General features: G+C 69.1%; 26 protein-coding genes. 12 read left to right on the top strand and 14 right to left on the bottom strand.

Annotation, left to right across the window (positions count from 1 at the left end; translation table 11 throughout):
• Nucleotides 1-8 precede the first annotated feature (8 nt).
• Genes U8D42_RS17445 through U8D42_RS17435 form a run of 3 tightly spaced genes read left to right on the top strand, consistent with a single transcriptional unit; the run spans nucleotide 9 to nucleotide 1,710 of the window.
• Nucleotides 9-401 (top strand): cupredoxin domain-containing protein, encoded by a 393-nt coding sequence (locus tag U8D42_RS17445; protein WP_322859524.1) that lies wholly within the window; start codon nucleotides 9-11, stop codon nucleotides 399-401.
• Complete coding sequence (locus tag U8D42_RS17440) at nucleotides 398-1,321, top strand: metallophosphoesterase family protein (protein ID WP_322859525.1); 924 nt, start codon at nucleotides 398-400, stop codon at nucleotides 1,319-1,321. Before U8D42_RS17445 ends, U8D42_RS17440 begins: the two co-directional genes overlap by 4 nt.
• Entirely contained in the window at nucleotides 1,318-1,710 is a 393-nt protein-coding gene (locus tag U8D42_RS17435) for a hypothetical protein (RefSeq protein WP_322859526.1), read from the top strand. The genes U8D42_RS17440 and U8D42_RS17435 overlap by 4 nt, the downstream gene beginning before the upstream one ends.
• Here U8D42_RS17435 and U8D42_RS17430 read toward each other — a convergent pair.
• From U8D42_RS17430 to U8D42_RS17385, 10 genes are all read right to left on the bottom strand, one after another.
• The gene (locus U8D42_RS17430; protein WP_322859527.1) at nucleotides 1,667-2,782 is read right to left on the bottom strand and encodes an acyltransferase family protein; all 1,116 of its coding nucleotides are present in this window, start codon (nucleotides 2,780-2,782) and stop codon (nucleotides 1,667-1,669) included. The genes U8D42_RS17435 and U8D42_RS17430 overlap by 44 nt on opposite strands.
• Nucleotides 2,779-3,870 carry an acyltransferase family protein gene (locus U8D42_RS17425; RefSeq protein WP_090422725.1) on the bottom strand — a complete coding sequence of 364 codons (1,092 nt, stop codon included), beginning with the start codon at nucleotides 3,868-3,870 and terminating at the stop codon, nucleotides 2,779-2,781. Before U8D42_RS17425 ends, U8D42_RS17430 begins: the two co-directional genes overlap by 4 nt.
• Before the next feature lie 100 nt (nucleotides 3,871-3,970).
• On the bottom strand, nucleotides 3,971-5,095 hold the full coding sequence (locus U8D42_RS17420; RefSeq protein ID WP_322859528.1) for an acyltransferase family protein: 1,125 nt from the start codon (nucleotides 5,093-5,095) through the stop codon (nucleotides 3,971-3,973).
• A gap of 85 nt (nucleotides 5,096-5,180) precedes the next feature.
• Entirely contained in the window at nucleotides 5,181-6,359 is a 1,179-nt protein-coding gene (locus U8D42_RS17415) for an acyltransferase family protein (protein ID WP_322859529.1), read from the bottom strand.
• 230 nt (nucleotides 6,360-6,589) lie between these two features.
• On the bottom strand, nucleotides 6,590-7,198 hold the full coding sequence (gene rfbC / locus U8D42_RS17410; RefSeq protein ID WP_322859530.1) for a dTDP-4-dehydrorhamnose 3,5-epimerase: 609 nt from the start codon (nucleotides 7,196-7,198) through the stop codon (nucleotides 6,590-6,592).
• 1 nt (nucleotide 7,199) lies between these two features.
• A complete protein-coding gene (gene rfbB, locus U8D42_RS17405) occupies nucleotides 7,200-8,195 on the bottom strand; it encodes a dTDP-glucose 4,6-dehydratase (RefSeq protein ID WP_322859531.1) in 996 nt (331 codons plus the stop codon).
• A gap of 26 nt (nucleotides 8,196-8,221) precedes the next feature.
• Nucleotides 8,222-9,088 (bottom strand): LLM class F420-dependent oxidoreductase, encoded by an 867-nt coding sequence (locus U8D42_RS17400; protein WP_322859532.1) that lies wholly within the window; start codon nucleotides 9,086-9,088, stop codon nucleotides 8,222-8,224.
• 22 nt (nucleotides 9,089-9,110) lie between these two features.
• A complete protein-coding gene (locus tag U8D42_RS17395; RefSeq protein WP_322859533.1) occupies nucleotides 9,111-9,965 on the bottom strand; it encodes an LLM class F420-dependent oxidoreductase in 855 nt (284 codons plus the stop codon).
• A 29-nt stretch (nucleotides 9,966-9,994) separates the two neighbouring features.
• Entirely contained in the window at nucleotides 9,995-11,470 is a 1,476-nt protein-coding gene (locus U8D42_RS17390) for an ATP-binding protein (protein WP_085242149.1), read from the bottom strand.
• 4 nt (nucleotides 11,471-11,474) lie between these two features.
• Nucleotides 11,475-13,160 (bottom strand): FAD-dependent oxidoreductase, encoded by a 1,686-nt coding sequence (locus U8D42_RS17385; RefSeq protein ID WP_085242150.1) that lies wholly within the window; start codon nucleotides 13,158-13,160, stop codon nucleotides 11,475-11,477.
• Between the two features lie 275 nt (nucleotides 13,161-13,435).
• Here U8D42_RS17385 and infA point away from each other — a divergent pair, with 275 nt between their 5' ends.
• The 8 genes from infA to truA all read left to right on the top strand — a co-directional run bounded on the left by infA (nucleotide 13,436) and on the right by truA (nucleotide 18,178).
• Entirely contained in the window at nucleotides 13,436-13,657 is a 222-nt protein-coding gene (gene infA, locus U8D42_RS17380) for a translation initiation factor IF-1 (protein ID WP_003418601.1), read from the top strand.
• Nucleotides 13,658-13,699: 42 nt separating this feature from the next.
• Nucleotides 13,700-13,813, top strand: coding sequence for a 50S ribosomal protein L36 (gene rpmJ, locus U8D42_RS17375; protein WP_003879483.1), 114 nt, complete (start codon nucleotides 13,700-13,702; stop codon nucleotides 13,811-13,813).
• Between the two features lie 234 nt (nucleotides 13,814-14,047).
• Nucleotides 14,048-14,422, top strand: a complete 375-nt coding sequence (gene rpsM / locus U8D42_RS17370) for a 30S ribosomal protein S13 (protein WP_007167900.1) — start codon at nucleotides 14,048-14,050, stop codon at nucleotides 14,420-14,422.
• A gap of 6 nt (nucleotides 14,423-14,428) precedes the next feature.
• Entirely contained in the window at nucleotides 14,429-14,845 is a 417-nt protein-coding gene (gene rpsK / locus U8D42_RS17365) for a 30S ribosomal protein S11 (protein WP_007167901.1), read from the top strand.
• A gap of 10 nt (nucleotides 14,846-14,855) precedes the next feature.
• On the top strand, nucleotides 14,856-15,461 hold the full coding sequence (gene rpsD, locus U8D42_RS17360; RefSeq protein WP_085242151.1) for a 30S ribosomal protein S4: 606 nt from the start codon (nucleotides 14,856-14,858) through the stop codon (nucleotides 15,459-15,461).
• 77 nt (nucleotides 15,462-15,538) lie between these two features.
• On the top strand, nucleotides 15,539-16,582 hold the full coding sequence (locus tag U8D42_RS17355) for a DNA-directed RNA polymerase subunit alpha (protein ID WP_068059401.1): 1,044 nt from the start codon (nucleotides 15,539-15,541) through the stop codon (nucleotides 16,580-16,582).
• Nucleotides 16,583-16,701: 119 nt separating this feature from the next.
• A complete protein-coding gene (rplQ, locus tag U8D42_RS17350; RefSeq protein WP_322859534.1) occupies nucleotides 16,702-17,340 on the top strand; it encodes a 50S ribosomal protein L17 in 639 nt (212 codons plus the stop codon).
• On the top strand, nucleotides 17,318-18,178 hold the full coding sequence (gene truA, locus U8D42_RS17345; RefSeq protein WP_322860121.1) for a tRNA pseudouridine(38-40) synthase TruA: 861 nt from the start codon (nucleotides 17,318-17,320) through the stop codon (nucleotides 18,176-18,178). The genes rplQ and truA overlap by 23 nt, the downstream gene beginning before the upstream one ends.
• On the opposite strand, the gene U8D42_RS17340 is transcribed toward truA, so the two are convergent.
• Together U8D42_RS17340 and U8D42_RS17335 are read right to left on the bottom strand one after the other, a co-directional pair.
• Complete coding sequence (locus tag U8D42_RS17340) at nucleotides 18,175-18,795, bottom strand: cutinase family protein (RefSeq protein WP_322860122.1); 621 nt, start codon at nucleotides 18,793-18,795, stop codon at nucleotides 18,175-18,177. The genes truA and U8D42_RS17340 overlap by 4 nt on opposite strands.
• A 57-nt stretch (nucleotides 18,796-18,852) precedes the next feature.
• Nucleotides 18,853-19,710 carry a cutinase family protein gene (locus U8D42_RS17335; protein WP_322859535.1) on the bottom strand — a complete coding sequence of 286 codons (858 nt, stop codon included), beginning with the start codon at nucleotides 19,708-19,710 and terminating at the stop codon, nucleotides 18,853-18,855.
• A gap of 118 nt (nucleotides 19,711-19,828) precedes the next feature.
• On the opposite strand from U8D42_RS17335, the gene eccB reads away from it, so the two are divergent.
• On the top strand, nucleotides 19,829-21,193 hold the full coding sequence (gene eccB / locus U8D42_RS17330; protein WP_322859536.1) for a type VII secretion protein EccB: 1,365 nt from the start codon (nucleotides 19,829-19,831) through the stop codon (nucleotides 21,191-21,193).
• On the opposite strand, the gene mycP is transcribed toward eccB, so the two are convergent.
• Together mycP and eccD are read right to left on the bottom strand one after the other, a co-directional pair.
• A complete protein-coding gene (gene mycP / locus U8D42_RS17325; RefSeq protein WP_322860123.1) occupies nucleotides 21,164-22,435 on the bottom strand; it encodes a type VII secretion-associated serine protease mycosin in 1,272 nt (423 codons plus the stop codon). The two genes, eccB and mycP, sit on opposite strands and share 30 nt — an antisense overlap.
• A 23-nt stretch (nucleotides 22,436-22,458) precedes the next feature.
• Nucleotides 22,459-23,880 carry a type VII secretion integral membrane protein EccD gene (gene eccD / locus U8D42_RS17320; protein WP_322859537.1) on the bottom strand — a complete coding sequence of 474 codons (1,422 nt, stop codon included), beginning with the start codon at nucleotides 23,878-23,880 and terminating at the stop codon, nucleotides 22,459-22,461.
• Nucleotides 23,881-23,930: the final 50 nt, after the last annotated feature.

The raw sequence follows: 23,930 nt of genomic DNA, 5'->3' as shown, positions 1-23,930 counted from the left end.
TCCAGGGCATGAACTATGGAAAACCTTCGGCGGCCGCGCTGGCCGCCGCCGTCCTGCTGGCGGGCTGCTCGGCTTCCCGGCCCGCCGCGGGCTCCGGCACCAGCATGTCCCTGGGCTCCACGTCCGTCACCGCGCCGGCGGCGCCGGTGAGCGGCGACCGGGTCAACATCGACGGCTTCGCATTCGCGCCGGCCACGCTGACGGTCGCGGTCGGCACCACCGTCACGTGGACCAACCGCGACGAAGAACCGCACACGGTGGCCGCAAGCGACGGTTCGTTCCACTCACCCGGGATGGGCACCGGGGCCACGTTCACCCACACCTTCACCGCCCCCGGGGCTTTCGACTACGTCTGCTCGATCCACCCGATGATGCGCGGGACCGTGGTGGTGACGCAATGAACCCCAACATGAGTCGCCGCCAGCTGATGCGGCACACGGCGTGGTTCGGCGCAGCGGTCAGCTTCGCCGTGGTCGGCGGCGAGGTGATCTCACATGTCGCCGGCGCGGGGGCGACCGGGCAACACGCGCAGGCCCGACCCACGCTGCGGTTCGCGCAGATCAGCGACAGCCACATCGGCTTCACCGGCGCGCCCAACCCCGACGTCTCCGCCACGTTCGGCCACGCGATCGGCCGGGTCAACAACCTCGGCTACACCCCGGATTTCGTCGTCCACACCGGCGACCTCACGCACCTGTCCAGCCCCGATCAGTTCGACCAGGTGAAACAGATGATGAGCGCCCTGAAGACGCCGCACGTGTTCACCGTGCCCGGTGAGCACGACTCGGTCGACGACGCGGGGCAGAAATACCGGAACGCCTTCGGCGCGGGATCCGTTGGCGACGGTTGGTACAGCTTCGACATCGCCGGCGTGCACGTGATCGCACTGGTGAACACGTTGAACCTGCGCAAGCTCGGCCACCTGGGCACCGACCAACTCAACTTCGTCGAGAAAGATGTCGCGCGGCTGTCGAGCGACACCCCCATCATCGTGTTCAGCCACATCCCGTTGTTCGCGATGTACCCCGACTGGGGCTGGGGCACCGACGACGCGGGCCGGGCGCTGTCCTACCTGCGCCGGTTCTCCTCGGTCACCTGCCTCAACGGGCATGTGCACCAACTGTTTTCCAAGACGGAGGGAAAGGTGACGTTCTACAGCGGGACGGCGACCGCGTACCCGCTGCCGCGACCCGGCGACGGGCCGGCGCCCAAGCCGGTCACCCTGCCGGCCGGCAGGCTCCGCGACGCGCTAGGTATACGCGAGGTGAGTTACACCCGGGGCGAGACCGCCCTGGCATTGAAAGAGCAGGCGCTGCAATGACTCTGTTGATCCGCCTCGGCCTGCCCGCGTCGCTGGCGGTCAGCGCCGCCGGCCACGCCTACCTGTACGTCCACGGCTACCGGCACATCCCCGACATCGGTACCGCGTTCCTGGTGCAGGCCAGCGTTTCGTTCGCGATAGCTGTGCTGATCCTTGCCGGCGGTCCCGGATGGCTGCGTTGGGCCGGCGCGGCCGTGGCGGCCGGCTCCCTGGTGGCGTTCCTTCTGTCCAGAACCGTTGGCCTGGATGGTTTTTCGGAGCGGGGCTGGGATCCGGCGCCGCACGCGGCGATCAGTGTGGGTGCCGAAGTGCTGACGGTGCTGTTGTGGGCGGGGGAGTCGGCGGCTAGGCGGGCTCGGGGAGTTCGTCGATCGGCTTTTCAGCGATGAGGTCCGTCGCAGCGACGGCTTCCTCTTCGGCCGCCCACTTCCGCAACAGCCGAGACTTCAGCGACATGGCGGGCTTCTCGACCAGGAACCAGCTCAACGCGGCCAACGGCAGCGTGGCGATCGTCGCAACGATCGCGTGCGCGACCGCATTCGGCTTGCCGGGCCAACAGATCACCAGCAACTGCTGAATCGGGAAGGCGTAGATGTACACGCCATAGGACAGGTCCGTGCGTAGCCTCAGGCGTTTGGTCCGCAGCAGCGCACCGGAGGCGATGACGGCGTACGCGAGCGGAATCCCGCCCAGCAGCCGGTAATGCGGAAGCAGGGTGCCGCCTAACGCGACCACGACTGCGCTCACGGCGACGAGCCACCAGCGGGCGGGGATCTTGTCGCGCCACTGGTAGAGCAACGCCCCCGCCGCGAACATGACGGCGAAGCGCGAGGCCACCGAAGCGAACTGGCCTGCCCACGGCTGGCCCAAAGCGATGGGCGGCGATAACACCTCGCCGACAACCGCCACCGCCAATATCACGGGAGAGACCCACCGGCGGTGGGCAAGCCGGGCCATGCCGATAGCGGCGACCACGGCATAACACGCCAGCTCGAAAGCCAATGTCCACAGCGAACTGTTCCAGCTCCCCGGATAGGGGATCCCCCGGGGCGTCCCGCCGACATCGGCCTTGAGCAGGACCACCGCGCTGTTCATGGCGACGTACTCGAACGGCGCAGTGGACAGGAGCAGCTTGAGCGCGGCGCCGCCCTGCATCGCCACGCCGATCGGCGCGATGACGAACGCGGTGACGACCAGGCAGACGTAGTAGCCGGGAAGGATACGCAGGGCTCGGGCCGCGGAATAATCCCGCAGGTGCGGGTGCCGAAGCCAGCTCGCGGTGATGAGGAAGCCCGAGACGGCGAAGAAGCCGTCGACCCCGCCGTCGGCGATGTAATGCGCGCCCGGCCATTCGTGGCCCGTGAGGATGAACGAGTGACCGACGATGACCGAGGTCGCCAACGTCAGCCGCCAGGCGTTGAGCGCATTCTGCCGGGGGTCGAAGGCCTGTCCGAGGTTCATGTCTCAACCGCCATCGATGCGGGAGCGCGATCACCTTCATTCGAAGGTGCGGTCCATCTCTGTTTGAGTCGGCGCTTGAGGGACAGCGAGGGCTTCTCGATCACGAACCAGCTCAGCGCGGCCAGCGGCAGCGTGCCCAGGGCGCTGAAGACGAAGAACAGGAACGGATTCAGGCCCGCGAGGCCCCAGACGGCAAGCATCTGCTGAGTGGGGAACGCGTAGATGTACAGGCCGTAGGACAGGTCCGTGCGCAACCGCAGCCGCTTGTGGCGCAGCAGGGCACCCGACACGATGACGGCATAGGCGAGCGGAAGGGCCGCGACGATCCGGTAATCCGGCAGCAGCCCGGCCGCGAACACGATCACGACGCTCAGCCCGACCAACGACCACCGGGCCGGAATAACGTCGCGCCATTGATACAGCAGCGAGCCGGCCGCGAACATGATGGCCGATCGGGCGGCGAGCTGCGGCGCGGTCCAAACGCCCGGGAAGGTCAACGGCGGCAGCTGCGTGGCCGCGACCACCCCCAGCGCCAATATTGCCGCGGGCACCCATCGGCGGTTGGCCAGCCCGGCCAGGCCGATGCCGGCGACGGCCACGTAGCACAGCACTTCCCAGATGAGCGACCACATCGAGGCGTTCCAGACGCCGGAATGCGGGATCCCGCGCGGTGTTCCGCCGACGTCGTGATGGAGGTAGGCCACGCCGATGTTCTTCAGGACGTACTCGAGGGGCGCCGTGGAGCGCAGGAGCTGCCACGCCGAGCCGCGCTGGATGAGCACGCTGAGGGGTGCGAAGACGAACGCCGTCACCAGCAGGCAGACGTAGTAGCCGGGCAGGATGCGCAGGGCCCGCGCGGCGAGATAGTCACGCACGCGCGGGTCGGTCAACCAACTCCTGGTGATGAGGAAGCCCGAGATGGCGAAGAAACCGTCGACTCCCGCCGAGAAGAAGACCTGAAGGATCGGCGCGGGTGGTATGCGGCCGGTCGCGGGCCAGCAGTGCCAGAGCATCACCTCGGCCGCCAAGGCCAAACGCAGCGCGTTGAGCGCGTTCCTGCGCGGATCGAACACTTGCCCGAGGGTCATTGGCCTCCGCCCACGTCGCCCCCGCAGCCGTCCGCGGCATACTATGTCACGCCGCCGGGCGCGTTGGGAATTTTGACGTTTTGACCCTACTGGCCCGGGCCTAGGCGGCGCCCGGGGCCTGGCCAGCGGGCCGGTCGGCGACGAGTTCGTCGGGTTGTTCGCCGCCGGGGCCCGCGGGCGCGGGTACGCCCCACTTCTGCTTGAGCCGGCGTTTCAGGGACATCGCGGGCTTTTCGATGACGAACCAACTCGCCGCGGCCAGCGGCAGCGTGGCCAGGGCGCTGGCACCGAAGAACACGAACGGAGTCAAAGTCGCGAGCCCGCAGACGGCCAGCATTTGCTGAGTGGGATACGCGTAGATGTACACGCCGTAGGACAGGTCCGTGCGCAACCGCAGCCGCTTGTGGTGCAGCAGGGCACCCGTCACGATGACGACGTACGCCAGCGGGAGTGCGGCGACGACGCGGTAATCGGGCAATAATCCGGCCGCCGCGACGATGACCGCGCACACCGCCACCAGCGACCAGCGGGCGGGAATGACGTCGCGCCACTGATACATCACCGCTCCGGCGGCGAACATGATGGCCGATCGCGCCGCGAGTTGGGGGATGGTCCACGTACCGGGGAAGGTCAGCGGCGGAAACGACAGCGCCGCACACACGGCCACCACCAGCAGCACGGGAGAAACCCACCGGCGGTTGGCGAGCCCGACGACGCCGATGAGGACAACGGCGAGGTAGCACAGCAATTCCCAGATGAGGGACCACAGCGAAGCGTTCCACGTGGGTCCGCCGGGCAGGTCACGCAATGTGCCGGCGATGTCCGGCTTCAGGTAGGCCACCGCGCTGTTCTTCAGGACGTACTCGATCGGCGCGATGGAGCCCAGCAGCTTGAGCGCCGACCCGCCCTGGATCAGCACACTGATGGGCGCGAAGACGAACGCCGTCGCCAGCAGGCAGACGTAGTAGCCGGGCAGGATGCGCAGGGCCCGCGCGGTGAGATAGTCACGCACGCGCGGGTCGGTGAGCCAGCTCCTGGTGATGAGGAAGCCCGAGATCGCGAAGAAGCCGTCGACACCCACGGAAAAGAACAGCTGATTGATCGCTGCGGGCGGCTGGCGTCCCGTGATGGCCCACGAGTGGAAGAGCATCACCTCGGACGCGAGGGCTAACCGCAGCGCGTTCAGGGCATTACTGCGCGGATCGAATACCTGTCCGAGCTTCATCCGTCTCCGACCGTCGTCCCCATCGAACTGTCCGCGTCATCGTATCGGCCCGCGGTCGTCGGTGTGATCGGTTGGCCGTCGCCGGCTAGGCGGTGCCCGGCAATTCCGGGGGAAGCGCGGATTCGGCGGCCTCGTGGGTCGGTCGCACCATCGCCGGTTGTCCCTGGCTTTGGTCTTGGAACTGGTCCTGTGGGGCGGGCAGGTTTTTCCTGAACCGGGATTTGAGGCGGCGCGCCGGCTTCTCGATCAAGAACCAACTCGCCGCGGCCAGCGGCACCGTGGCGGCGGCCGTGACGCCGGTCAGCAGCAGCGGGTTCAGCGTGACGAGCCCGCAGACCAGTAGCAGTTGCTGGGTCGGGTACGCGTAGATGTACATGCCGTAGGACAGGTCCGTCCGCAGCCGCAGGTGCTTGTTGCGGATCAGGGCGCCCGAGACGACCACGGCGTAGGCCAGGGGAAGGGCGCCGACCACCCGGTAGTCGGGCAGGAAGCCGGACGCGAGGACGATCACCACGCTCACCGCCACCAGCGACCAGCGGGCGGGGATCACCTCGCGCCATTGATAAAGGAGCGCGCCCGCCGCGAACATGATGGCGGTCCGGCAGGCCAGGAAAAACAGGGCGGTGCGGACGTCGCCCTCGTGTTGCGTCATTACGTCGGGGAATTTCAGACCCGGCAGCGTCATCGCCCCGGCCGTCGCCAGCAATAAGAACACCGGGGAAACCCACCGGCGGTTGGCGAGCCCGACGACACCGATGACGGCCACGATGAGATAGCACATCACTTCCCAGATCAGCGACCACAGGGAAGCGTTCCAGACGCCCGCGCTGGGAATCCCCGTGGGTGTGCCGCCGACATCGAATTTGATCAGCGCCACCGCGCTGTTCATCAAAACGAACTCCAGTGGCGCACCCGAGGCGACGAGCTTGCCGGGCGAGCCGCCCTGGATCGCCACGCTGAGCGGTGCGAAGACGAACGCGGTCACCAGCAGGCAGACGTAGAACCCGGGCAGAATGCGCAGCGCGCGGGCGGCGAGATACTCACGCAGGCGCGGGTTGCCGAGCCAACTCGCGGTGATCAGGAATCCCGAGATGGCGAAAAACCCGTCCACCCCTCCGCATAGGAGAAGCTGCAGAACAGCCCGAATGTTGGGAAGGTGGCCCCTGATCGGGAAGGTGTGCCAAAAGATCACCTCGCCCGCCAGTGCCAGCCGCCAGGCGTTCAGTGCATTGTTGCGCGGATCGAAGACCTGCCCGAGTTTCATCCGCCTCCCCCGTAGTCCGCACAGGGCCTATCGGCGTATCGTATCGCGACCATGCACCAAAATGAGCTGGTTCACGGTACCTGAGGTATCGCGCAATGACAAATACGTGCTGGACCCTCACCGGCGAATGGAGCCGGTTGACTGTTGAATACATTTTTGTCCGCGATTAGGCGCCAAGTGCGTTGTGGGATAACGGCCGTCGCGTTCGGCGGAATTGTCCGACCGGGCGCTTATCGGTTGCGCAATTCCGCGATGAAGTGCTGCGTCTCCTCCCAGCTGGGCAAAAGCCCAGCGGCGCGCACTTCTTCGAGGCTGGGGGCCGCGGCGTCGCGGTCGGAGAGACTGGGGGCCGCGCCGTTCACCAGCGGCCAGTCCACCCCGATCGCCGGATCGGTCGCGCAAATGGTGTGCTCGCGCTGCGGGCTGTATTCGGCCGAGCACAGATACATCACCGTCGAATCGTCCTGCAGGGCAAGGAAGCCGTGCCCCAGGCCTTCGGACAGGTAAATCGTCCTGCGGTCCTTGTCGTCGAGCAGCACCGAATCCCACTGGCCGAACGTCGGCGAACCCTCGCGGATGTCCACCACGACGTCGAACACCGAGCCGCGCACGCACGTCACATATTTGGCCTGGCTCGGCGGCAGCTGAGCGAAATGCAAGCCGCGCAACACGCCGGCCGACGAAACCGAACAGTTTGCCTGCCGAACATCCAGGCGGTGACCTGCGAACTCGGTGAACCCGTGGTCGGTAAGCCATTCGAAGAACAGGCCACGGGAATCGCCGTGAATGGTGGGGGTGATCTCCCATGCGCCGGGGATGGCGAGTTCGCGAACCTTCATCTCACTGACCACGCTCTTCGTAACGGGCTTCCGCGGCGTCCTTCAAAGGGCGCCACCATGATTCGTTGGCACGATACCAGTCGATGGTGGCGCTCAAGCCCTCCTCGAAATCGGTATGCTTTGGCGCCCAACACAGTTCGTCGTACAACAGCGACGGGTCGATGGCGTAGCGCAGGTCGTGACCGACCCGGTCGGTCACGTGGTCGAAGTCGTCGGGGTCGCGGCCCATCATCGTCAGCACGGTGCGCAGCACGCTGAGGTTGTCGCGCTCGCCCTCGGAACTGATCAGGTACGTGCGGCCGATCTCGCCCTTTTCCAGGATCCGGCGCACAGCGCTGTTGTGGTCGTCGACATGGATCCAGTCGCGGACGTTGGCGCCGCTGCCGTAGAGCTTGCACCGCCGGCCGGTGAGCACGTTGGTGATCTGGCGCGGAATGAACTTCTCGACGTGCTGGTAGGGCCCGTAATTGTTGGAGCAGTTCGAAATCGTCGCGCGCACGCCGTAGGACCGCACCCAGGCCCGGACCAGCATGTCGGCGGCGGCTTTGGTCGCCGAGTAGGGGCTCGACGGGTTGTACGGCGTCGACTCGGTGAACCGGTGGGGGTCGTCGAGCTCCAGGTCGCCGTAGACCTCGTCGGTCGAAATGTGGTGCAGCCGCACACCGTGGCGCCGCACCGCCTCCAGGATGGTGAACGTCCCGACCACGTTGGTGTGCAGGAACGGCCCCGGGTCGTCCAACGCGTTGTCCACGTGGCTTTCGGCGGCGAAGTGCACCACCGCGTCGGACTCGGCGACCAGCCGCGAAACCAGCTCGGCGTCGCAGATGTCGCCCACCACCAGCCGGATGGCGTCCTCGACGTCGGCCAGCGACTCCCGCCGGCCCGCGTAGGTCAGGGCGTCGAGCACCGTCACGGAATCCTCCGGGTGCTCGCGGACGGTGCTGTGCACGAAATTCGCGCCGATGAAGCCAGCGCCGCCGGTGACCAGTAGCCGCATGCTCAAACCCTAACCGAGCGGGCTGGTCAGCTTGCGGGAGTCAGCCCCAGCGGCCCGGCCAATCCGGCCAACGCCGAGACCAGCGCGTCCTCGTCCTGGCTGCCCAGCACCTGGACGGCCACGTGATCGGCCCCGGCGTCGAGGTGTTCGCGGAGTCGCTGCGCGATCGCCTCGGGGGTGCCGTACGCGACCACCGCGTCGATCAGCCTGTCGCTGCCCGGCTTGCGGACGTCGGCTTCGCTGAACCCGAGCCGCAGCCAGTTGTTCACGTAGTTGCTCAGGCCCAGGTAGAACTCGACCGTCCGCCGGCCGACCGCCCGGGCTTCCTCGGCGTCGGTAGTCAGTACCACCTTGTGTTCCGGCGCCAGGAACACCGACCCGCCCAGCAGCTCGCGCGCCTTGGCCGTGTGCTGCGGGGTGGTCAGGTACGGGTGTGCGCCGGCGCTGCGCTGCGCCGCCAGCCGCAACACGCGCGGCCCGAGCGCCGCGAGCACCCGGCGGCTGGTCGGCACCACCGCCGCGTCGAGCTCGTCGAGATAGGCGACCAGCGCGTCGTACGGCTTGACGTATTCCTGGGTGTGCTCGGGATGCCCGACGCCGACGCCCAGCAAAAACCTTCCCGGATAAGCGCTTTCGATGCGCTGGAAGGATTCGGCCACCGGCTTGGCGGGCGCGGTCCAGATGTTGACGATCCCGGTGGCCAGCTGCAACGACGCCGTCTGCGCCAGGGCCGGTTCCACCCAGGACAGCTCGGCATCCGGTGAACCGCCGATCCAGGCGGCGCCGTAGCCCAGCGACTCGATGCGTGCCGCCAGCTCGGGGGTGATGGAGCGGGTCGGCAGCCATACGCCGAATCGGCCCAGGTCGGGTTTGAGTGCTACTGACTCGGTCATCGAAAGTCCCCCTCTGCGTCTGTTAGCCCAGTCCGAGCGGCCCCGCCAATTGGGCCAGCGCCGGCACCAGGTTGTCATCCCGCGTCAGGACCTGCACGGGCACGTGGTCGGCGCCCGCGTCGAGGTGCTCCTTCAGCCGGGCCGCGATCGCTTCCGGCGTGCCGTAGGCGACCACCGCATCGACCAGACGGTCGCTGCCCGGCTTCGTCACCTCCTCGTCGGTGAAGCCGAGCCGCTTCCAGTTGTTGCGGTAGTTGGCGAGCTGGAAATAGATGTCGAGCGCCCTGCGGCCCACCGTACGGGCCTTCGCGGCCCCTTCTTGGTCCGAGGTGGTCAGCACCGCCTTGTGTTCGGGCGCCAGGAAGGCCGACGGGCCGATCAGCTCGCGGGCCCCCGCGGTGTGCTCGGGGGTGGTGAGGTACGGGTGCGCCCCGGCGGCGCGCTCGGCCGACAGCTTGAGCACGCGGGGACCGAGCGCGGCCACCACCCGGCGGTTCGCGGGCACCCCGTACTCGTCGAGCTGCTGGAGGTACTCGGCCAGCGCGTCGTACGGCTTGCGGTATTCGGTGTGCGCCTCGGGATGGCCGACGCCGATGCCGAGCAGGAAGCGCCCGGGGTAGGCCTTGTCGATGCGGCGAAACGATTGCGCCACGGGTTCGGCGGCCGCGGTCCAGATGTTGACGATTCCGGTGGCCACCTGCAGGGTGGTCGTCGCTTCGAGCAGGGGCTCGACCCAGGCCAGCTCGGCCGGCGGTGAACCGCCCACCCAGACGGCCCCGTAGCCCAGGGCTTCGATGTCTTTGGCTTGCGCAGGTGTGACGCCGCGTCCGAAAACTCCGAACCGGCCGAGATCGGGCTTGCTCGCTGCATCGGTCATGGTTGTTCCCAACCGGCACAGCGGGTGCCCTATTCCGCAGGCTCCATGTCCACGATCGGCGGGGCCTCCAGCGGCAGCAGCACGACGAATCGGGTGTCACCGGGCTTGGACTCCACCCGCAGATCCCCGCGGTGCTTCTTGACGACGATGTTGAACGCCAGGTCCAGCCCCAGGCCGGTGCCCTCCCCGAACGGCTTGGTGGTGAAGAACGGCTCGAAGATGCGCTCGCGCACCTCGTCGGGCACCCCCGGGCCGGTGTCGCAGATCTCGACGCGGACCATGTTCTCGCCTTCCCGGGCGGTGCGGATGGTCAGCGTGCCGCCCGCTTCGCCCATCGCGGCGATGGCGTTGTCGATGATGTTGGTCCAAACCTGGTTGAGATCGCCTGGATAGCAAGGGATTTCGGGAAGCGAGCGGTCCAATTCCTTGACCACCTGGACGCCGGTGTCTTTGCCCAGCCGGTCGGCGAACATCACCAGCGTGCTGCGCAGCAGTTCGTGGACGTCGGCCACCTGGAAGGGGGCCCGGTCCATCTGCGAATACTGCTTGGCGTCGGCGACCAGCGCCGAAATCCGCTTGCTCGCCTCCAGGATCTGGTTCAGCAGCAGCTCGCTCTCGACGGTGTACGTCAACCAGCCGATGGCTTTCTGCAGCGACGCCGACGCACCGAGCTCCTCGGTGGCCGCGGCGATGCGCTCCAGCCAATCGGTGTCGATGCCGCCCTCGACGAAGGTGGGCGCGATGTCCCAACCACCCTCGATGCCGTGGCCGTCGAGCCATTCGCCGACGGCGTCTTCGGCGTCGGCGGTCTCGATCGCGCTCATGTTCGCCGAGGCCGCCTTGGCGACCTGGGCCGCAACCTCCTCTTGCAGGCGCACCAGTGCCCGCAGGGCCTCCGGGCTGACGGTCCCGTCGGCGAGCATCGCGAGTTTCTGGCGCATGCCGGCGACTCGCTGCCGCAGCTCCGAAGCCGCTCGGACGGTGGCCGCGGCGGGGTTGTTCAGCTGGTGGGTCAGCCCGGCGGACAGCTGGCCCAGCGCCAGCAGCTTCTCGCGGTTGTCGATGATCCGGCGGGTGCGCTCCTGTCCGACCGCCATCCCGTCGAGCAGGTGGACCGCCATCGGGAACTGGTCCTTCATGAATCGGGCGAACGCCGGCGCGTCGAGCACGAAGAAGCGCGACGGCTTGGTGACGTACACCGACGCGTCGTAGCTCTGCTGCTGCAGCTGGCCGGTGAACGCCCGCCACGCGCCGCAGTACACCCCGCGCTGGGACGTCCGGTTGGTCTCGATCTCCTGGCCGCCCGACAACTTGGCCATCGACAGCTCGCCGTCGAGGAGGACGTACAGGCAGGTCGCCGGCTCGCCCTCGACACAGATCGGGCCCGGTGGATAGTCCTCGACGTGCCCGTTGGCGCACAACACGGCCAGCTGCTCGTCGGTGAGCGCCTCGAACAGGAAGAGGGTGCGCAGCTCGTCGGGCTCGCACGGCACTCGGGTCGTCATGCCGTCACGACTCGGCCAGGTAGCGGTGCACCAGCATCACGGCCATCGACCCCTCGCCGACCGCGGCCGCGACGCGCTTGGCGGACTCGGCCCGCACGTCGCCGGTGGCGAACACCCCCGGCACGCTGGTCTCGAGGTGGTGGGGCGGCCGGTCCAGCGTCCACCCGCACACGTTGCGCAGGTCCGGTCCGGTCAGGACGAAGCCGTGGCTGTCGCGGGCGAGCACCCCGTCCAGCCATTCGGTGCGCGGGGCGGCGCCGATGAAGATGAACATCCGCGCGCAGGTGACCTCCTCGGTGTCCCCGGTCCGGTTGTCGACCAGGGTGAGCCGCTCCAGGTGGTCGTCGCCGACGGCGCGATGCACCTCGGTGCAGGTGCGCACGGTGATGTTGGGCCGCTGCTTGATCTGCTGGATGAGGTAGTAGGACATCGAGGCGTCCAGCGAGGGGGCACGCACCACGATCGTCACCGACTTGGCCGCACGGGACAGGTACATCGCGGCCTGGCCGGCGGAATTGGCCCCGCCGACGACGTAGACCTCTTCGCCCGCGCAGTCCGACGCGATCGAGACGGCCGCCCCGTAGTAGACGCCGCGCCCGGTCAGGTCGCTGCAGCCCTCCGCCGGCAGCTGGCGGTAGGCGACGCCGGTGGCCAGGATGACCGCGTGCGCGTCGATCGAGCCGCCGTCGGCAAACCGCACGGTGCGCTTGGGGCCGTTGACCTCCAGCGCCGTCGCGGTGCGGGCGGTGATCAACTCGGCCCCGAACTTCTCGGCCTGCCGCCGCGCCCGGTCGGCCAGCTGGCCGCCCGACACCCCGTCGGGGAAGCCCAGGTAGTTCTCGATCCGCGAGCTCTGGCCCGCCTGACCGCCCGTCGCCGTGCGTTCGATGAGCACCGTGCGCAGCCCCTCCGACGCGCCGTACACGGCGGCGGCCAGGCCCGCCGGCCCGCCGCCGACGACGACGAGGTCGTAGAACTCCTGTGACGGCGTGGTGCTCAGGCCCAGGGTGTCCGCCAGCTGCGCGTCGGTGGGTTCGACCAGGGTGTCGCCGCGTTCGGTGACGATGACGGGCAGCCGCAGGCCGTCTTCACCCGCGGCCTTGAGCAACCGCTGGCCGTCGGGGTCGTCGGCCATGAACCACGAGTAGTGCAGGCCGTTGCGGGCCAGGAAGTCGCGCACCTGCCAGGACCGCTCCGACCAGCGGTGCCCGATCACCTTGGTGTGTGGGACCGGGTGTTCCGGCGCCGCCCGCCAGGCCTCCAGCAGTCCGTCGATGACGGGATAGAACTTCTCCTGCGGCGGGTCCCACGGCTTGAGCAGGTAGTGGTCCAGGTCGACGACGTTGATCGCGTCGATTGCGGCGTGCGTGTCGGCGTAGGCGGTGAGCAGCACGCGGCGCGCCGCCGGGTACAGGTCCATCGCCTGCTCGAGGAATTCGATGCCGCTCATCTGCGGCATCCGGTAGTCGGCGATCAGCACCGCGACGGTCTCGCCCCGCAACTTGAGCTCCTTGAGCGTCTCCAGGGCGTCGGGTCCGGAGTCGGCCCGCACGATGCGGTGCCGGTCACCGTATTGACGGCGCAGATCGCGGGCGACCGCACGCGAGACCGAGGGATCGTCGTCGACAGTCAGCAGGACCGGCTTGCGAGGCTGGGGGGAGGGGGCTGCGGGGCTCGCGGGGCTCGTCATCGGGTTCAAGTATGCCCTCGTCAGGGCCCTCGCGGCAGGTCGAGGCGGCGGCTGGATGGCCGGCCCGATTTCGCCGTCGGCGATTTTGGGTCAGGGCCCCGGACCAGGTATCGTGGGACAACGGTGCGTCATCCGCGCCGACTTTTTGCGTGCCCTGTCTTAGGAATTCCCTGGAATTTCCTGCCCTTGGCTCACGTTTCTAGTCGGGCGAATGCTGCGCCGGAATGGGCGCACATCAAGGATACGAAACCAAAGACGAGGATTGCTGAACAGTTATGGCCAAGAAGGACGGTGCCATAGAGGTTGAGGGCCGCGTGGTCGAGCCTCTGCCCAATGCGATGTTCCGCATTGAGCTGGAGAACGGTCACAAGGTGCTCGCCCACATCAGCGGCAAGATGCGGCAGCACTACATCCGCATCCTGCCCGAGGACCGGGTGGTGGTGGAGCTGTCTCCCTACGACCTGTCCCGGGGCCGCATCGTGTACCGGTACAAGTAACAGCCCGAATTTGGATCACGAGAAGAACAGGATCGAACAGCCGTGAAGGTGAACCCGAGCGTCAAGCCAATCTGTGACAAGTGCAGGGTGATCCGTCGGCATGGGCGGGTCATGGTGATCTGCTCCGATCCGCGCCACAAGCAGCGCCAGGGCTAGACCTTGTCCGGTGACGATGCAGGCCGTGAAACGGCCTGAGGAGGAGCCGGACAACCCAACCCCAGCGTTTGCCGCACAACTGAATGCAGACCTCCCAGCACCACTGAACGGCTCGCATCTTTAGAGATAGGCCAGTTCATCCACGCCCGGACGGAGGCCGGGCCCCGCCCCCAACTGGGAGCGGGAACGGGCTGGGAACAGACCTCCGCCTAGAAAAAAGAGGAAACGCCACCTATGGCTCGATTAGTAGGCGTCGATCTTCCGCGCGACAAGCGGATGGAGATCGCGCTGACCTACATCTTCGGCGTCGGCCGCACCCGGTCGAACGAGATCCTGGCAGCGACGGGGATCGACAAGGACCTGCGCACCAGGGACCTGACCGACGACCAGCTGACCCACTTGCGTGACTACATCGAAGCGAATCTGAAGGTTGAGGGTGACCTGCGCCGCGAGGTGCAGGCCGACATTCGCCGCAAGATCGAGATCGGCTGCTACCAGGGCCTGCGGCACCGCCGCGGCCTGCCGGTGCGCGGCCAGCGGACCAAGACCAATGCGCGCACCCGCAAGGGCCCCAAGCGCACCATCGCAGGCAAGAAGAAGGCCAGGTAACCGCCCATGCCACCAGCCAAGAAGGCAGCCTCTGCGCCCAAGAAGGGGCAGAAGACCCGCAAGCGGGAAAAGAAGAACATCCCGCACGGCGCCGCGCACATCAAGAGCACGTTCAACAACACGATCGTGAGCATCACCGACCCGCAGGGCAACGTCATCGCCTGGGCGTCGTCGGGCCACGTCGGCTTCAAGGGCTCGCGCAAGTCGACCCCGTTCGCCGCGCAGCTCGCCGCCGAGAACGCCGCGCGCAAGGCGCAGGAGCACGGCGTGAAGAAGGTCGACGTGTTCGTCAAGGGCCCGGGCTCGGGCCGGGAGACGGCGATCCGCTCGCTGCAGGCCGCGGGCCTGGAGGTCGGCGCGATCTCCGACGTCACCCCCCAGCCGCACAACGGCTGCCGTCCGCCCAAGCGCAGAAGGGTCTAGGGAAGAAATCATGGCTCGTTACACCGGACCCATCACCCGCAAGTCGCGGCGGCTGCGCACCGACCTGATCGGTGGCGACCAGGCCTTCGAGAAGCGTCCCTACCCGCCCGGCCAGCACGGCCGCGCGCGGATCAAGGAAAGCGAATACCTGCAGCAGCTGCAGGAGAAGCAGAAGGCCCGCTTCACCTACGGCGTCATGGAGAAGCAGTTCCGCCGCTACTACGAAGAGGCAACCCGCCAGCCCGGCAAGACCGGTGAGGAACTGCTGCGCATCCTGGAGAGCCGGCTGGACAACGTCGTCTACCGCGCCGGGCTCGCCCGCACGCGCCGGATGGCCCGCCAGCTGGTCAGCCACGGCCACTTCAGCGTCAACGGCGTGCACGTCAACGTGCCCAGCTACCGGGTGTCGCAGTACGACATCATCGACGTGCGGGAGGGCTCACTGAACACGGTGCCGTTCCAGATCGCCCGGGAGACGGCGGGCGACCGCCCGATCCCGAGCTGGCTGCAGGTGGTGGGGGAGCGTCAGCGCATCCTCGTCCACCAGCTGCCCGAGCGGGCGCAGATCGACGTGCCCCTCGCCGAGCAGCTGATCGTCGAGTTCTACTCGAAGTAAAGACCCCCTGCGCTGAACCCGGCGTAGGTCTTACCGGCATCAAATAGCGGGTGCCGAGAAGGAGAAGAAGAAACACCATGCTGATCTCTCAGCGACCCACACTGTCGGAAGAAGTCCTCTCCGACAACCGCTCGCAGTTCGTCATCGAGCCCCTGGAACCCGGATTCGGCTACACCCTGGGCAATTCGCTGCGCCGGACGCTGCTGTCGTCGATTCCCGGCGCGGCCGTCACCAGCATCCGCATCGACGGCGTGCTGCACGAGTTCACCACCGTCGCCGGGGTGAAGGAAGACGTCACCGCGATCATCCTGAACCTCAAGAGCCTGGTGGTGTCCTCGGAGGAGGACGAGCCGGTCACCATGTACCTGCGCAAGCAGGGCCCGGGCGCGGTCACCGCGGGTGACATCGTGCCGCCCGCCGGTGTCACCGTGCACAACCCCGACATGCACATCGCGACGCTGAACGACAAGGGCAAGCTCGAGGTCGAGCTCGTCGTCGAGCGTGGCCGCGGCTACGTGCCGGCGGTGCAGAACCGGGCCTCGGGCGCCGAAATCGGCCGCATCCCGGTCGATTCCATCTACTCGCCGGTGCTCAAGGTGACCTACAAGGTCGACGCGACCCGTGTCGAGCAGCGCACCGACTTCGACAAGCTGATCCTGGACGTCGAGACCAAGAGCTCGATCACCCCGCGTGACGCGCTGGCGTCGGCCGGCAAGACCCTGGTCGAATTGTTCGGCCTGGCACGGGAACTCAACGTCGAGGCCGAGGGCATCGAGATCGGGCCGTCGCCGGCCGAGGCCGACCACATCGCATCGTTCGCGCTGCCGATCGACGACCTGGACCTGACGGTGCGGTCGTACAACTGCCTCAAGCGCGAGGGCGTGCACACCGTCGGCGAGCTGGTGAGCCGCACCGAGTCCGACCTGCTCGACATCCGCAACTTCGGGCAGAAGTCGATCGACGAGGTGAAGGTCAAGCTGCACCAGCTGGGCCTGTCGCTCAAGGACAGCCCGGCGAGCTTCGACCCGTCGCAGGTCGCGGGCTACGACGTGGCCACCGGCACGTGGTCCACCGAGGGAGCCTACGACGACCAGGACTACGCGGAAACCGAACAGCTGTAAAAAGGCCGTCCGGTGACGATGCGGCCGTGCAGCGGCCGCTGAGGAACCGGACACAACTGACGAAAGTCCGTCCCGGCCCTACCTGATACGGGGGCCGGCCCCGATGAGGAGATAGTGCAATGCCCAAGCCCACCAAGGGCCCCCGCCTCGGCGGGTCGTCTTCGCACCAGAAGGCCCTGCTGGCCAACCTGGCCACGTCGCTGTTCGAGCACGGCCGGATCAAGACGACCGAGCCCAAGGCGCGCGCCCTGCGGCCGTATGCGGAAAAGCTGATCACGCATGCGAAAAAGGGGACGCTGCACAACCGTCGAGAGGTGCTCAAGAAGATTCGCGACAAGGACGTGGTGCACGCCCTGTTCGCGGAGATCGGGCCGTTCTTCGCCGACCGCAACGGCGGCTACACCCGCATCATCAAGGTCGAGCCGCGCAAGGGCGACAACGCCCCGATGGCGGTCATCGAGCTGGTGCGGGAGAAGACGGTGACCTCCGAGGCCGACCGGGCGCGTCGCGTCAAGGCTTCCAAGAAGTCTGACGAAACCAAAGACGCGCCCGTCGCCGCGGCTGCCGCCCCCCAGGCGGCGGTCGAGCCCGAGGAAGCCGTCGGCCCGACGGCCGACGAGGTGACCGAGCCGGCCGAGACCGAGGCCGGCGAGGCCACCGAAGCCCAGGCCAAGGCCGAGGAGAAGGCCGACAAGGCCGTCGCCGCGCGGGCCGAAGCCGAAAAGGCCGCCGAGGCTGACGAGGCTGACGAGAGTTAGCGAGGCCGTCCGTCTGCGGCTCGACATCGCCTACGACGGAACGGAGTTCGCGGGCTGGGCGCCCCAGTCCGATCAGCGCACCGTCGCCGGTGTACTCGACGAGGCGCTGACCACCGTCTTCCGCACGCCGATGCGGCTGCGGGCGGCCGGGCGCACCGACACCGGCGTGCACGCCACCGGTCAGGTGGCCCACGTCGACGTGCCCCCGGACGCGCTGCCGAACGCCTACCCGCGCTCGTCGCGCGCGGGCGCGTCGGAATTCGAGCCGCTGGTGCGCCGGCTCGGCCGGTTCTTGCCCAACGACGTCCGGGTGCTCGACATCGCGCGCGCCCCAGCGGGTTTCGACGCGCGGTTCTCGGCGCTGCGGCGCCACTACGTCTACCGGCTGTCGACGGCGCCCTACGGTGTGCAGCCGCAGCAGGCCCGCTACGTCACCGCCTGGCCGCGGCCCCTGGACGTGGACGCGATGGCCGCCGCGTCGCGAGAACTGCTGGGCCTGCACGACTTCGCCGGGTTCTGCCGGCACCGGGAGAACGCCACCACCATCCGCGACCTGCAGCGCCTGGACTGGTCGCGCGACGGTGACCTGATCACCGCGCATGTCACCGCCGACGCGTTCTGCTGGTCGATGGTGCGCTCGCTGGTGGGGGCGCTGCTGGCCGTGGGCGAGCACCGCCGCCCGGTGTCGTGGTGTCGCGAATTGCTCACCGCCACAAGCCGTTCCAGCGATTTTGCGGCCGCGCCCGCGCACGGGCTGACGCTACAGAGCGTGGACTATCCGCCCGACGACCAGCTGGAGGCGCGCAACCTGATCACCCGGGACCTGCGCACCCGCTAGACCTTGCTCGCGACGAACCTGGCGGCCTGATTGGTCAATCCGGGCACATAGCTCAGGTGCGACGCCCACCGCGTGCCGCCCGAGCAGATCGGATCCCCGGGATTGCACAGGTCGATGGTCTTGCCGGCGAACTCCGGGGTCAGGGCGCTCATCAGCCCGCCCGCCCGGCTCGACGGATTCCCGAACAGCGCGACGGCCGCGACGTGATCGGCGGCCGCGGGCGGCAGCGGCTGGCGAAAGCCCAGCCCGGGCAACGGCGCTGCCGTGACAATGTCGACGACGGCCGCACCCTGCGAGTATCCGCCGAGCACGAGCTTGGTGTTGGGGCAGTTGCCGGCCATCTGCTGGATGTGGTTGCTGGCGTCGTTGGCGCCGTCGGCCGCGGCCAGGAAGTCCTTGTTCGCCGGGTAGTTCACCCCATACGCCCCAACGCTTTTGGAAGTCTGCTGACGCAGCGAGTTGACGAAGGCGCCGCCGACCTTGCCGACACCGGGCGGTTCGTCGGTTCCGCGGGCGAACACCACCTCAACGCCGGGGCAGGAGGCGAAGGCCTGCGGAAGCAGTTGCGGAGCAACCACTATCGCGGCGCCGGCGAGCAGCCCGGCGCCCAGCGTCAATGGAATCAGCCGCACCCCACGATGTTAGGGGCGCGTTGGTCTCGCGCCGGTAACGATTCAGACGAGAGGTGCTTGCGGAGTCACCGTGGTGGGTGCGGCGGGTGCCGCGGGCCCGGGGGCCGTTCCGCCGTGGATCGAGGGCGGCGACCCGGGCGGGGTCTGCTGCCCGTACACCGGTGACGGCGTGGAGCCGGGCTGGTTCGGAACGGGGCCCAGCGGCGGCCCGAACGCGGGGCTGGACGGGCTCGAGCCGGCCAGCTTCTGAGCGACGAACGCCGCGGCCTGGGTGGTGTAGACGGGGACGTAGCCCTCGGTGTGCCCGCTCCACTCGTTACCGGGGCCGGCGTGGCAGATCGGGTCGTTGGGGTTGCAGTAGTCGGCGGCCTTCGAGCCCAGCAGCGCGCTCTGGGTGGGCAGCGTGCCGCCGGCGCGGTCGGCCACGTCACCGAACGTGACGACGGCCGCGATGTTGTTGGCGTACTGCTCGGGCAGCTTGTTGCCCCAGCTGATGCCGCCGATCGGGACGCCGGCCACGATGTCCATCACCGACGCGCCCTGCGAGTAGCCGCCCAGCACGATCTTGGTGTTCGGGCAGGTTTCCACGCTCTTCTTGACGCGGTCGATGGTGTCGTTGGCGCCGTCGCCGCCGTGCAGCTGCAGTTTGCTGGCGGCGTAGTTGACGCCGTAGGGCAGGATGTTCAGGCCGGTCTGCTGGCGCAGCGAGTCCACGAAGGCATCGCCGACCCGGCCCAGGCCGGGCGGCTCGTTGGTGCCGCGGGCGAAGATGACCTCGACGTCCGGGCAGTCGAAGGCATGCGCGATCGGCGCCGCCGCGGGGGATAACAGCAGGCCAGACGCAGTGACCAGTGCAGAGGCCCCGAGCCCGATGCCGCGACCCATGCGGTGAGAAAACACGGCGCTACTGTACCCACCCTGGGCAGGGTTTGAAACTTCGCTGACCTGTGGATCAGTTAAGCGCTCCCGCGGCCGGCCGCCTTAACGTGTGCGCAACGACTGCGCAGGGAGGGGATCGGTGCCGGGTCGGCCGACCATGTGGCTGCACGTCAGCGGCTACCGATTCCTGCTGCGTCGTGTCGAATGTGCGTTGCTGGGCGGAAACATCCACACCCTCGGCGCCGGTTCGCGCGCACCGGCCGCGGCGCTGACGGTCGGGTGCGTGCTGGCGGTGATCGCCGTGGCGGCAGCCGCGCTCCTCGCGATGCTGCGGCCACGGGTGACGCTGGACGGCGCCGAACTGGTGATGGGCCGGGACTCCGGGGCGCTGTACGTGCGCGTCGGCGATACCTGGCACCCGGTGCTGAACCTGGCGTCGGCGCGGCTGGTCGCGGCGACGGCGGCCAACCCCCTGCGGGTGCCCGAAGCGGATCTGGCGCGGGCCAAACGCGGGCCGCTGCTGGGCATCCCCGGCGCACCGGAGCTCGTCGGCCGGCCGTTGGCGGCGGACGAATCGGCGTGGACGATCTGCGACTCGGACGGTGCCGGCGCGACCACCGTGATCGTCGGCCGGCCCGACGAGGCGACGGTTCGTCGCCCGAGTCCCGGGCAGGCCCTTCTGGTCGCGCCCGCCGGGGGCTCGCCGGCCTACCTGCTCTACGACGGTCAGCGTGCCGTGGTGGATGTCAGCGACGCCGCGGTGGTGCGCGCGCTCAGGTTGGAGGGGCGCGCGCCGCGGACGGTCTCGCCGTCGTTGCTGAACGCGATTCCCGAGATGCCTCCGATCAGGCCGCCGCGGATTCGCGGCGCCGGCGACAAGGCGGCCGCGATGCCCGGATTTGCGGTGGGCAGTGTGCTGCGCGTCATGCGGGCCGGGGGTGACGAGTATTACGCGGTGCTGGCGGCCGGGGTCCAGCGCATCGGTGCGGTGGCGGCCGACCTGTTGCGCTTCGCCGACTCCCGGGGCGCCGCCGATGTCGTGACCGTGGCGCCCGACGCCATCCGCGCGGCTCCGATCGCCGACTCGCTGCCGGTGGCCGGTTTTCCCGACCGGGCGCCGACGCTGTCGGATGCCGGGGCCGTGTTGTGCGTCTCCTGGCAGGCAGCGCCGTCGGGCCAATCCGGCGTCACGTTCCTCGGGGGCGCCGGGCTCCCGCTGCCGGCCGGTCGGGCGCCGCTGACGTTGTCACAGGCCGACGGCGACGGCCCCGCACTGGACGCGGTGTATATGCCGCCCGGCCGGAGCGCCTACGTGCGCGCCGGCACGCGCTACCTGATCACCGACAGCGGGGTGCGGTTCGCTATCCACGACGACGACGCCGCGCATGCCCTCGGCCTGCCCGAGCCCAACCCTGCGCCCTGGTCGGTCCTCGGAGCGCTGCCGACGGGACCGGAGCTGAGCCGGGAGAAGGCGTCAATCGCCCGTGACTCGGCGGCCCCGTAGCCGGCTCCCGGCCAGCCCGGCGGCCAGCGCCATGCCCAGTACCGCGAGGCAGACGGCGGCGCCGCGGAACGCGGTGTTGCGCGCATGGGCATCCGGCGGCGTAACCGCCGCCGGCGGGGTGATGGGCGCGGGCGCCGCGGGCGGCGTGGTCGCGGGGGAGCCGACATCGGTGCTGACGGCCGCCAGCGCGTCGACGGTGCCGCTGCCGACCAGCGGATCCCAGCCGGCGGGCGGGTGATGCGCCGTCGACTCGATGCGCCGCATCACCTGGCGTGCGGTCAACGCCGGGAACCGCGACCGGATCAGTGCGGCCAGCCCGCTGACCACCGGTGTGGCATAACTGGTGCCCGACACCGGTTGCGAGCCGAGCGGCGTCACCGCCTCGCCGGGGGCGGCGACGTCCACCCAGGGGCCGGCAAGGGTGAATGCCGACGGCGCGCCTTCGGCATTCACCGAACCGACCGTCAGCACATAGTCGTCGTACCATGCCGGGCTGACCGCGACCGTGACGTTCTCCCAGCCGGCATCCGGCCGCTGGGGTGGGCACTGCCCGGCTCCGCCGGTGTTGCCGGCCGCGGCCACGACGACGGCGTTCTTGACGTCCACGGCGTAGGCCAGCGCGGCGCCCAGCGCGCGGTCATCGAGCGCCGCCGCGACCGGAACGCAGGCGACCGAGGAGATGTTGATCACCGAAGCGCCGAGATCGGCGGCGGTGCGGACGGCTTTCGCCATGGTGTCGACGTCGCCGACGCCGGCGCGGGACCGATCGGCGGCGGGGGAGAACTTCCCGCTGGACTGGCGAATGCCGATCAGGGTGGCTTCGGGCGCCATCCCGCTCAAGCCGGCCGTCGGCGAATCGGCTGTCGCGGCGATGATCCCGGCCACCAGGGTGCCGTGCGCGTCGCAGTCCTGGGTGCCGTCACCGCCGGACACGTAGTCGCCGCCGGGGACCACTTCGGGTAGCAGGGGGTGCCGCGAGACACCGGTGTCGATGACCGCGACGCGTTGTCCGGCGCCGCGGGTGAGCCGCCAGACCGGCGCCAGGTCACGGGGTTCCGCCGGCCGGTTGGGCGCCGATTCCGTCGTCATCGTGGCGCACGTCTCGCGTTGCACCGTGGGCCACGGCGGGGCGGGGCGCGCGGGCTTCGGTAACCACCGGTCGTCAACCCGCGGCGGCGAAACCGCATGCGCCGGTGGCGTTCCGGTGACCGACACCGCGACCAACGCCGACACCGACAGGATGCACGCGCCGCGGCGTGGCGCCCTCACGGGACACTCAATCCCCGGACGGTGCCATACAGGCCACAGATCCAAAAGGTCAGCGGGACCAGCGCGGCCAGCGCCAGCCACTCCAGCGCCTCGGCCGTTCGGCGGGCAAGCGGCGGAAGCGATATCGCGGGGGCGGCGATGCCGAGGTACATCGCCGCGGCCGCCAGCGTTGCCGTCGCCACGGCTACCCATGGCCCGCGCCCGGGGCTGCCGAAGGCGGCGACCCCGAAAGTCGTTCCGATGACGGCCATCCCGGTGACGACGAACGCCGTTATCCGCCTGCTGTCGGCGCAGCGCGCCCGCAGCAGCAATACGGCGCCGGTGATGCCGCCGAACGCCATGCACGACAGGCGCGGCGCTCCGGCCACGACGGTGACGGCGGCACCGACGGCCGCTGACGACGAAAACCCCGCGAGCAGACTCGACAACCAGGCGTCGGCGCGAAGCGTTTGGCCCGCGACGCGGGCCTCATCCGCTTCCGTCTCGTCGGTGTCCGGGGTCGGCGGCAGCCGGGGCGACAAGCCCGCCAAGACGACCGATATCCGTGCCGCGCCCCCGAGCGCGCCGAGCGACACCAGCGCCGATACCGCGCCGATGGCGTGCGGCGGGGCTGCGGTGAGGACACCCGCCAACGCCGCCACTGCGACGACCGTCGCGACGCATGACGCCGCGGTCAAGGCGACCACGAAGCGGCCCGCGGATCGCGCCGCCAATACGCAGGTGGCCGCCGCGGCGGTCGCGGCCAGCAGCAGGTGGCTGACGCCCGGGCGGCCGGGCACGGCCAGAAACCCGGCAACCGCGGCGAACGCGGCGGCGATCGCGCTGAGCGCCAGCCCGGCACCCGCGTCCCGGTAGACGCGCTGGGCGACGGCGGCGCAGAGCAGGGCGACCAGGGCCGCGCCCGTCGCCACCCCCACCGTGGCCGGGGCGTCGCGGGCGCCGACAGCGTTGTGGGCCAACGCCAGTACGCCGACGGCGGTCAGACAGTTCCCGGCGATCGCACCGGCGAGCCGGGCCGCCGTCCGGCGCCGCACGCCGGCCCCGGAATCCACGATCAGCGCCCCCGACACGGCCTCCGCGACGTCGTGGTGGCGAGCGGCGGGGGGCGGGGCCGACGGCCGGCTCAGCAGCAGGATGTCACCGTCCGCGATTCCGCTCTGGGCCAGTGTCTTCGACGGGTCCAGGGCCGCGGACCCGGGAAGCGACAGGTGGTAGCGCCCGGCAATGCGGGCGTCGCCGGCGTCCAGCAGATCCACGATCGACGGGGTCAGCAGGGCGACGGGGATCCCGGCCGGCAGCGCCACGTCGGCGGCGGTGGTGCCGGAGTGGACCGACACCCGGCGCAGCCCCGGATCGGTTGCAGGCAACGGTGACCCCTTTTGATCGGAATGCCGCGAATCTAGCCGGGTTTCGGGCATCGGGTCTGCCGCTGTCCACAGGTGAGTTGTCCCCGTTCCGCGTGCTGCCT

Source organism: Mycobacterium europaeum (assembly GCF_034555895.2).
Taxonomy (GTDB): Bacteria; Actinomycetota; Actinomycetes; order Mycobacteriales; family Mycobacteriaceae; genus Mycobacterium; species Mycobacterium europaeum.
This window is presented reverse-complemented; position numbering and strand designations above follow the sequence as displayed.

Bases quoted from the DNA above. Each gene is read 5' to 3' on its own strand.
- U8D42_RS17425 (WP_090422725.1), bottom strand. From the start codon at position 3,870: ATGACCCTCGGGCAAGTGTTCGATCCGCGCAGGAACGCGCTCAACGCG.
- U8D42_RS17395 (WP_322859533.1), bottom strand. From the start codon at position 9,965: ATGACCGATGCAGCGAGCAAGCCCGATCTCGGCCGGTTCGGAGTTTTC.
- U8D42_RS17430 (WP_322859527.1), bottom strand. From the start codon at position 2,782: ATGAACCTCGGACAGGCCTTCGACCCCCGGCAGAATGCGCTCAACGCC.
- rfbC (WP_322859530.1), bottom strand. From the start codon at position 7,198: ATGAAGGTTCGCGAACTCGCCATCCCCGGCGCATGGGAGATCACCCCC.
- rpsK (WP_007167901.1), top strand. From the start codon at position 14,429: ATGCCACCAGCCAAGAAGGCAGCCTCTGCGCCCAAGAAGGGGCAGAAG.
- U8D42_RS17400 (WP_322859532.1), bottom strand. From the start codon at position 9,088: ATGACCGAGTCAGTAGCACTCAAACCCGACCTGGGCCGATTCGGCGTA.
- rplQ (WP_322859534.1), top strand. From the start codon at position 16,702: ATGCCCAAGCCCACCAAGGGCCCCCGCCTCGGCGGGTCGTCTTCGCAC.
- eccD (WP_322859537.1), bottom strand. From the start codon at position 23,880: ATGCCCGAAACCCGGCTAGATTCGCGGCATTCCGATCAAAAGGGGTCA.
- U8D42_RS17435 (WP_322859526.1), top strand. From the start codon at position 1,318: ATGACTCTGTTGATCCGCCTCGGCCTGCCCGCGTCGCTGGCGGTCAGC.
- infA (WP_003418601.1), top strand. From the start codon at position 13,436: ATGGCCAAGAAGGACGGTGCCATAGAGGTTGAGGGCCGCGTGGTCGAG.
- rfbB (WP_322859531.1), bottom strand. From the start codon at position 8,195: ATGCGGCTACTGGTCACCGGCGGCGCTGGCTTCATCGGCGCGAATTTC.
- U8D42_RS17385 (WP_085242150.1), bottom strand. From the start codon at position 13,160: ATGACGAGCCCCGCGAGCCCCGCAGCCCCCTCCCCCCAGCCTCGCAAG.
- U8D42_RS17445 (WP_322859524.1), top strand. From the start codon at position 9: ATGAACTATGGAAAACCTTCGGCGGCCGCGCTGGCCGCCGCCGTCCTG.
- U8D42_RS17415 (WP_322859529.1), bottom strand. From the start codon at position 6,359: ATGAAACTCGGGCAGGTCTTCGATCCGCGCAACAATGCACTGAACGCC.
- rpsD (WP_085242151.1), top strand. From the start codon at position 14,856: ATGGCTCGTTACACCGGACCCATCACCCGCAAGTCGCGGCGGCTGCGC.
- U8D42_RS17390 (WP_085242149.1), bottom strand. From the start codon at position 11,470: ATGACGACCCGAGTGCCGTGCGAGCCCGACGAGCTGCGCACCCTCTTC.
- rpsM (WP_007167900.1), top strand. From the start codon at position 14,048: ATGGCTCGATTAGTAGGCGTCGATCTTCCGCGCGACAAGCGGATGGAG.
- U8D42_RS17420 (WP_322859528.1), bottom strand. From the start codon at position 5,095: ATGAAGCTCGGACAGGTATTCGATCCGCGCAGTAATGCCCTGAACGCG.
- U8D42_RS17355 (WP_068059401.1), top strand. From the start codon at position 15,539: ATGCTGATCTCTCAGCGACCCACACTGTCGGAAGAAGTCCTCTCCGAC.
- U8D42_RS17440 (WP_322859525.1), top strand. From the start codon at position 398: ATGAACCCCAACATGAGTCGCCGCCAGCTGATGCGGCACACGGCGTGG.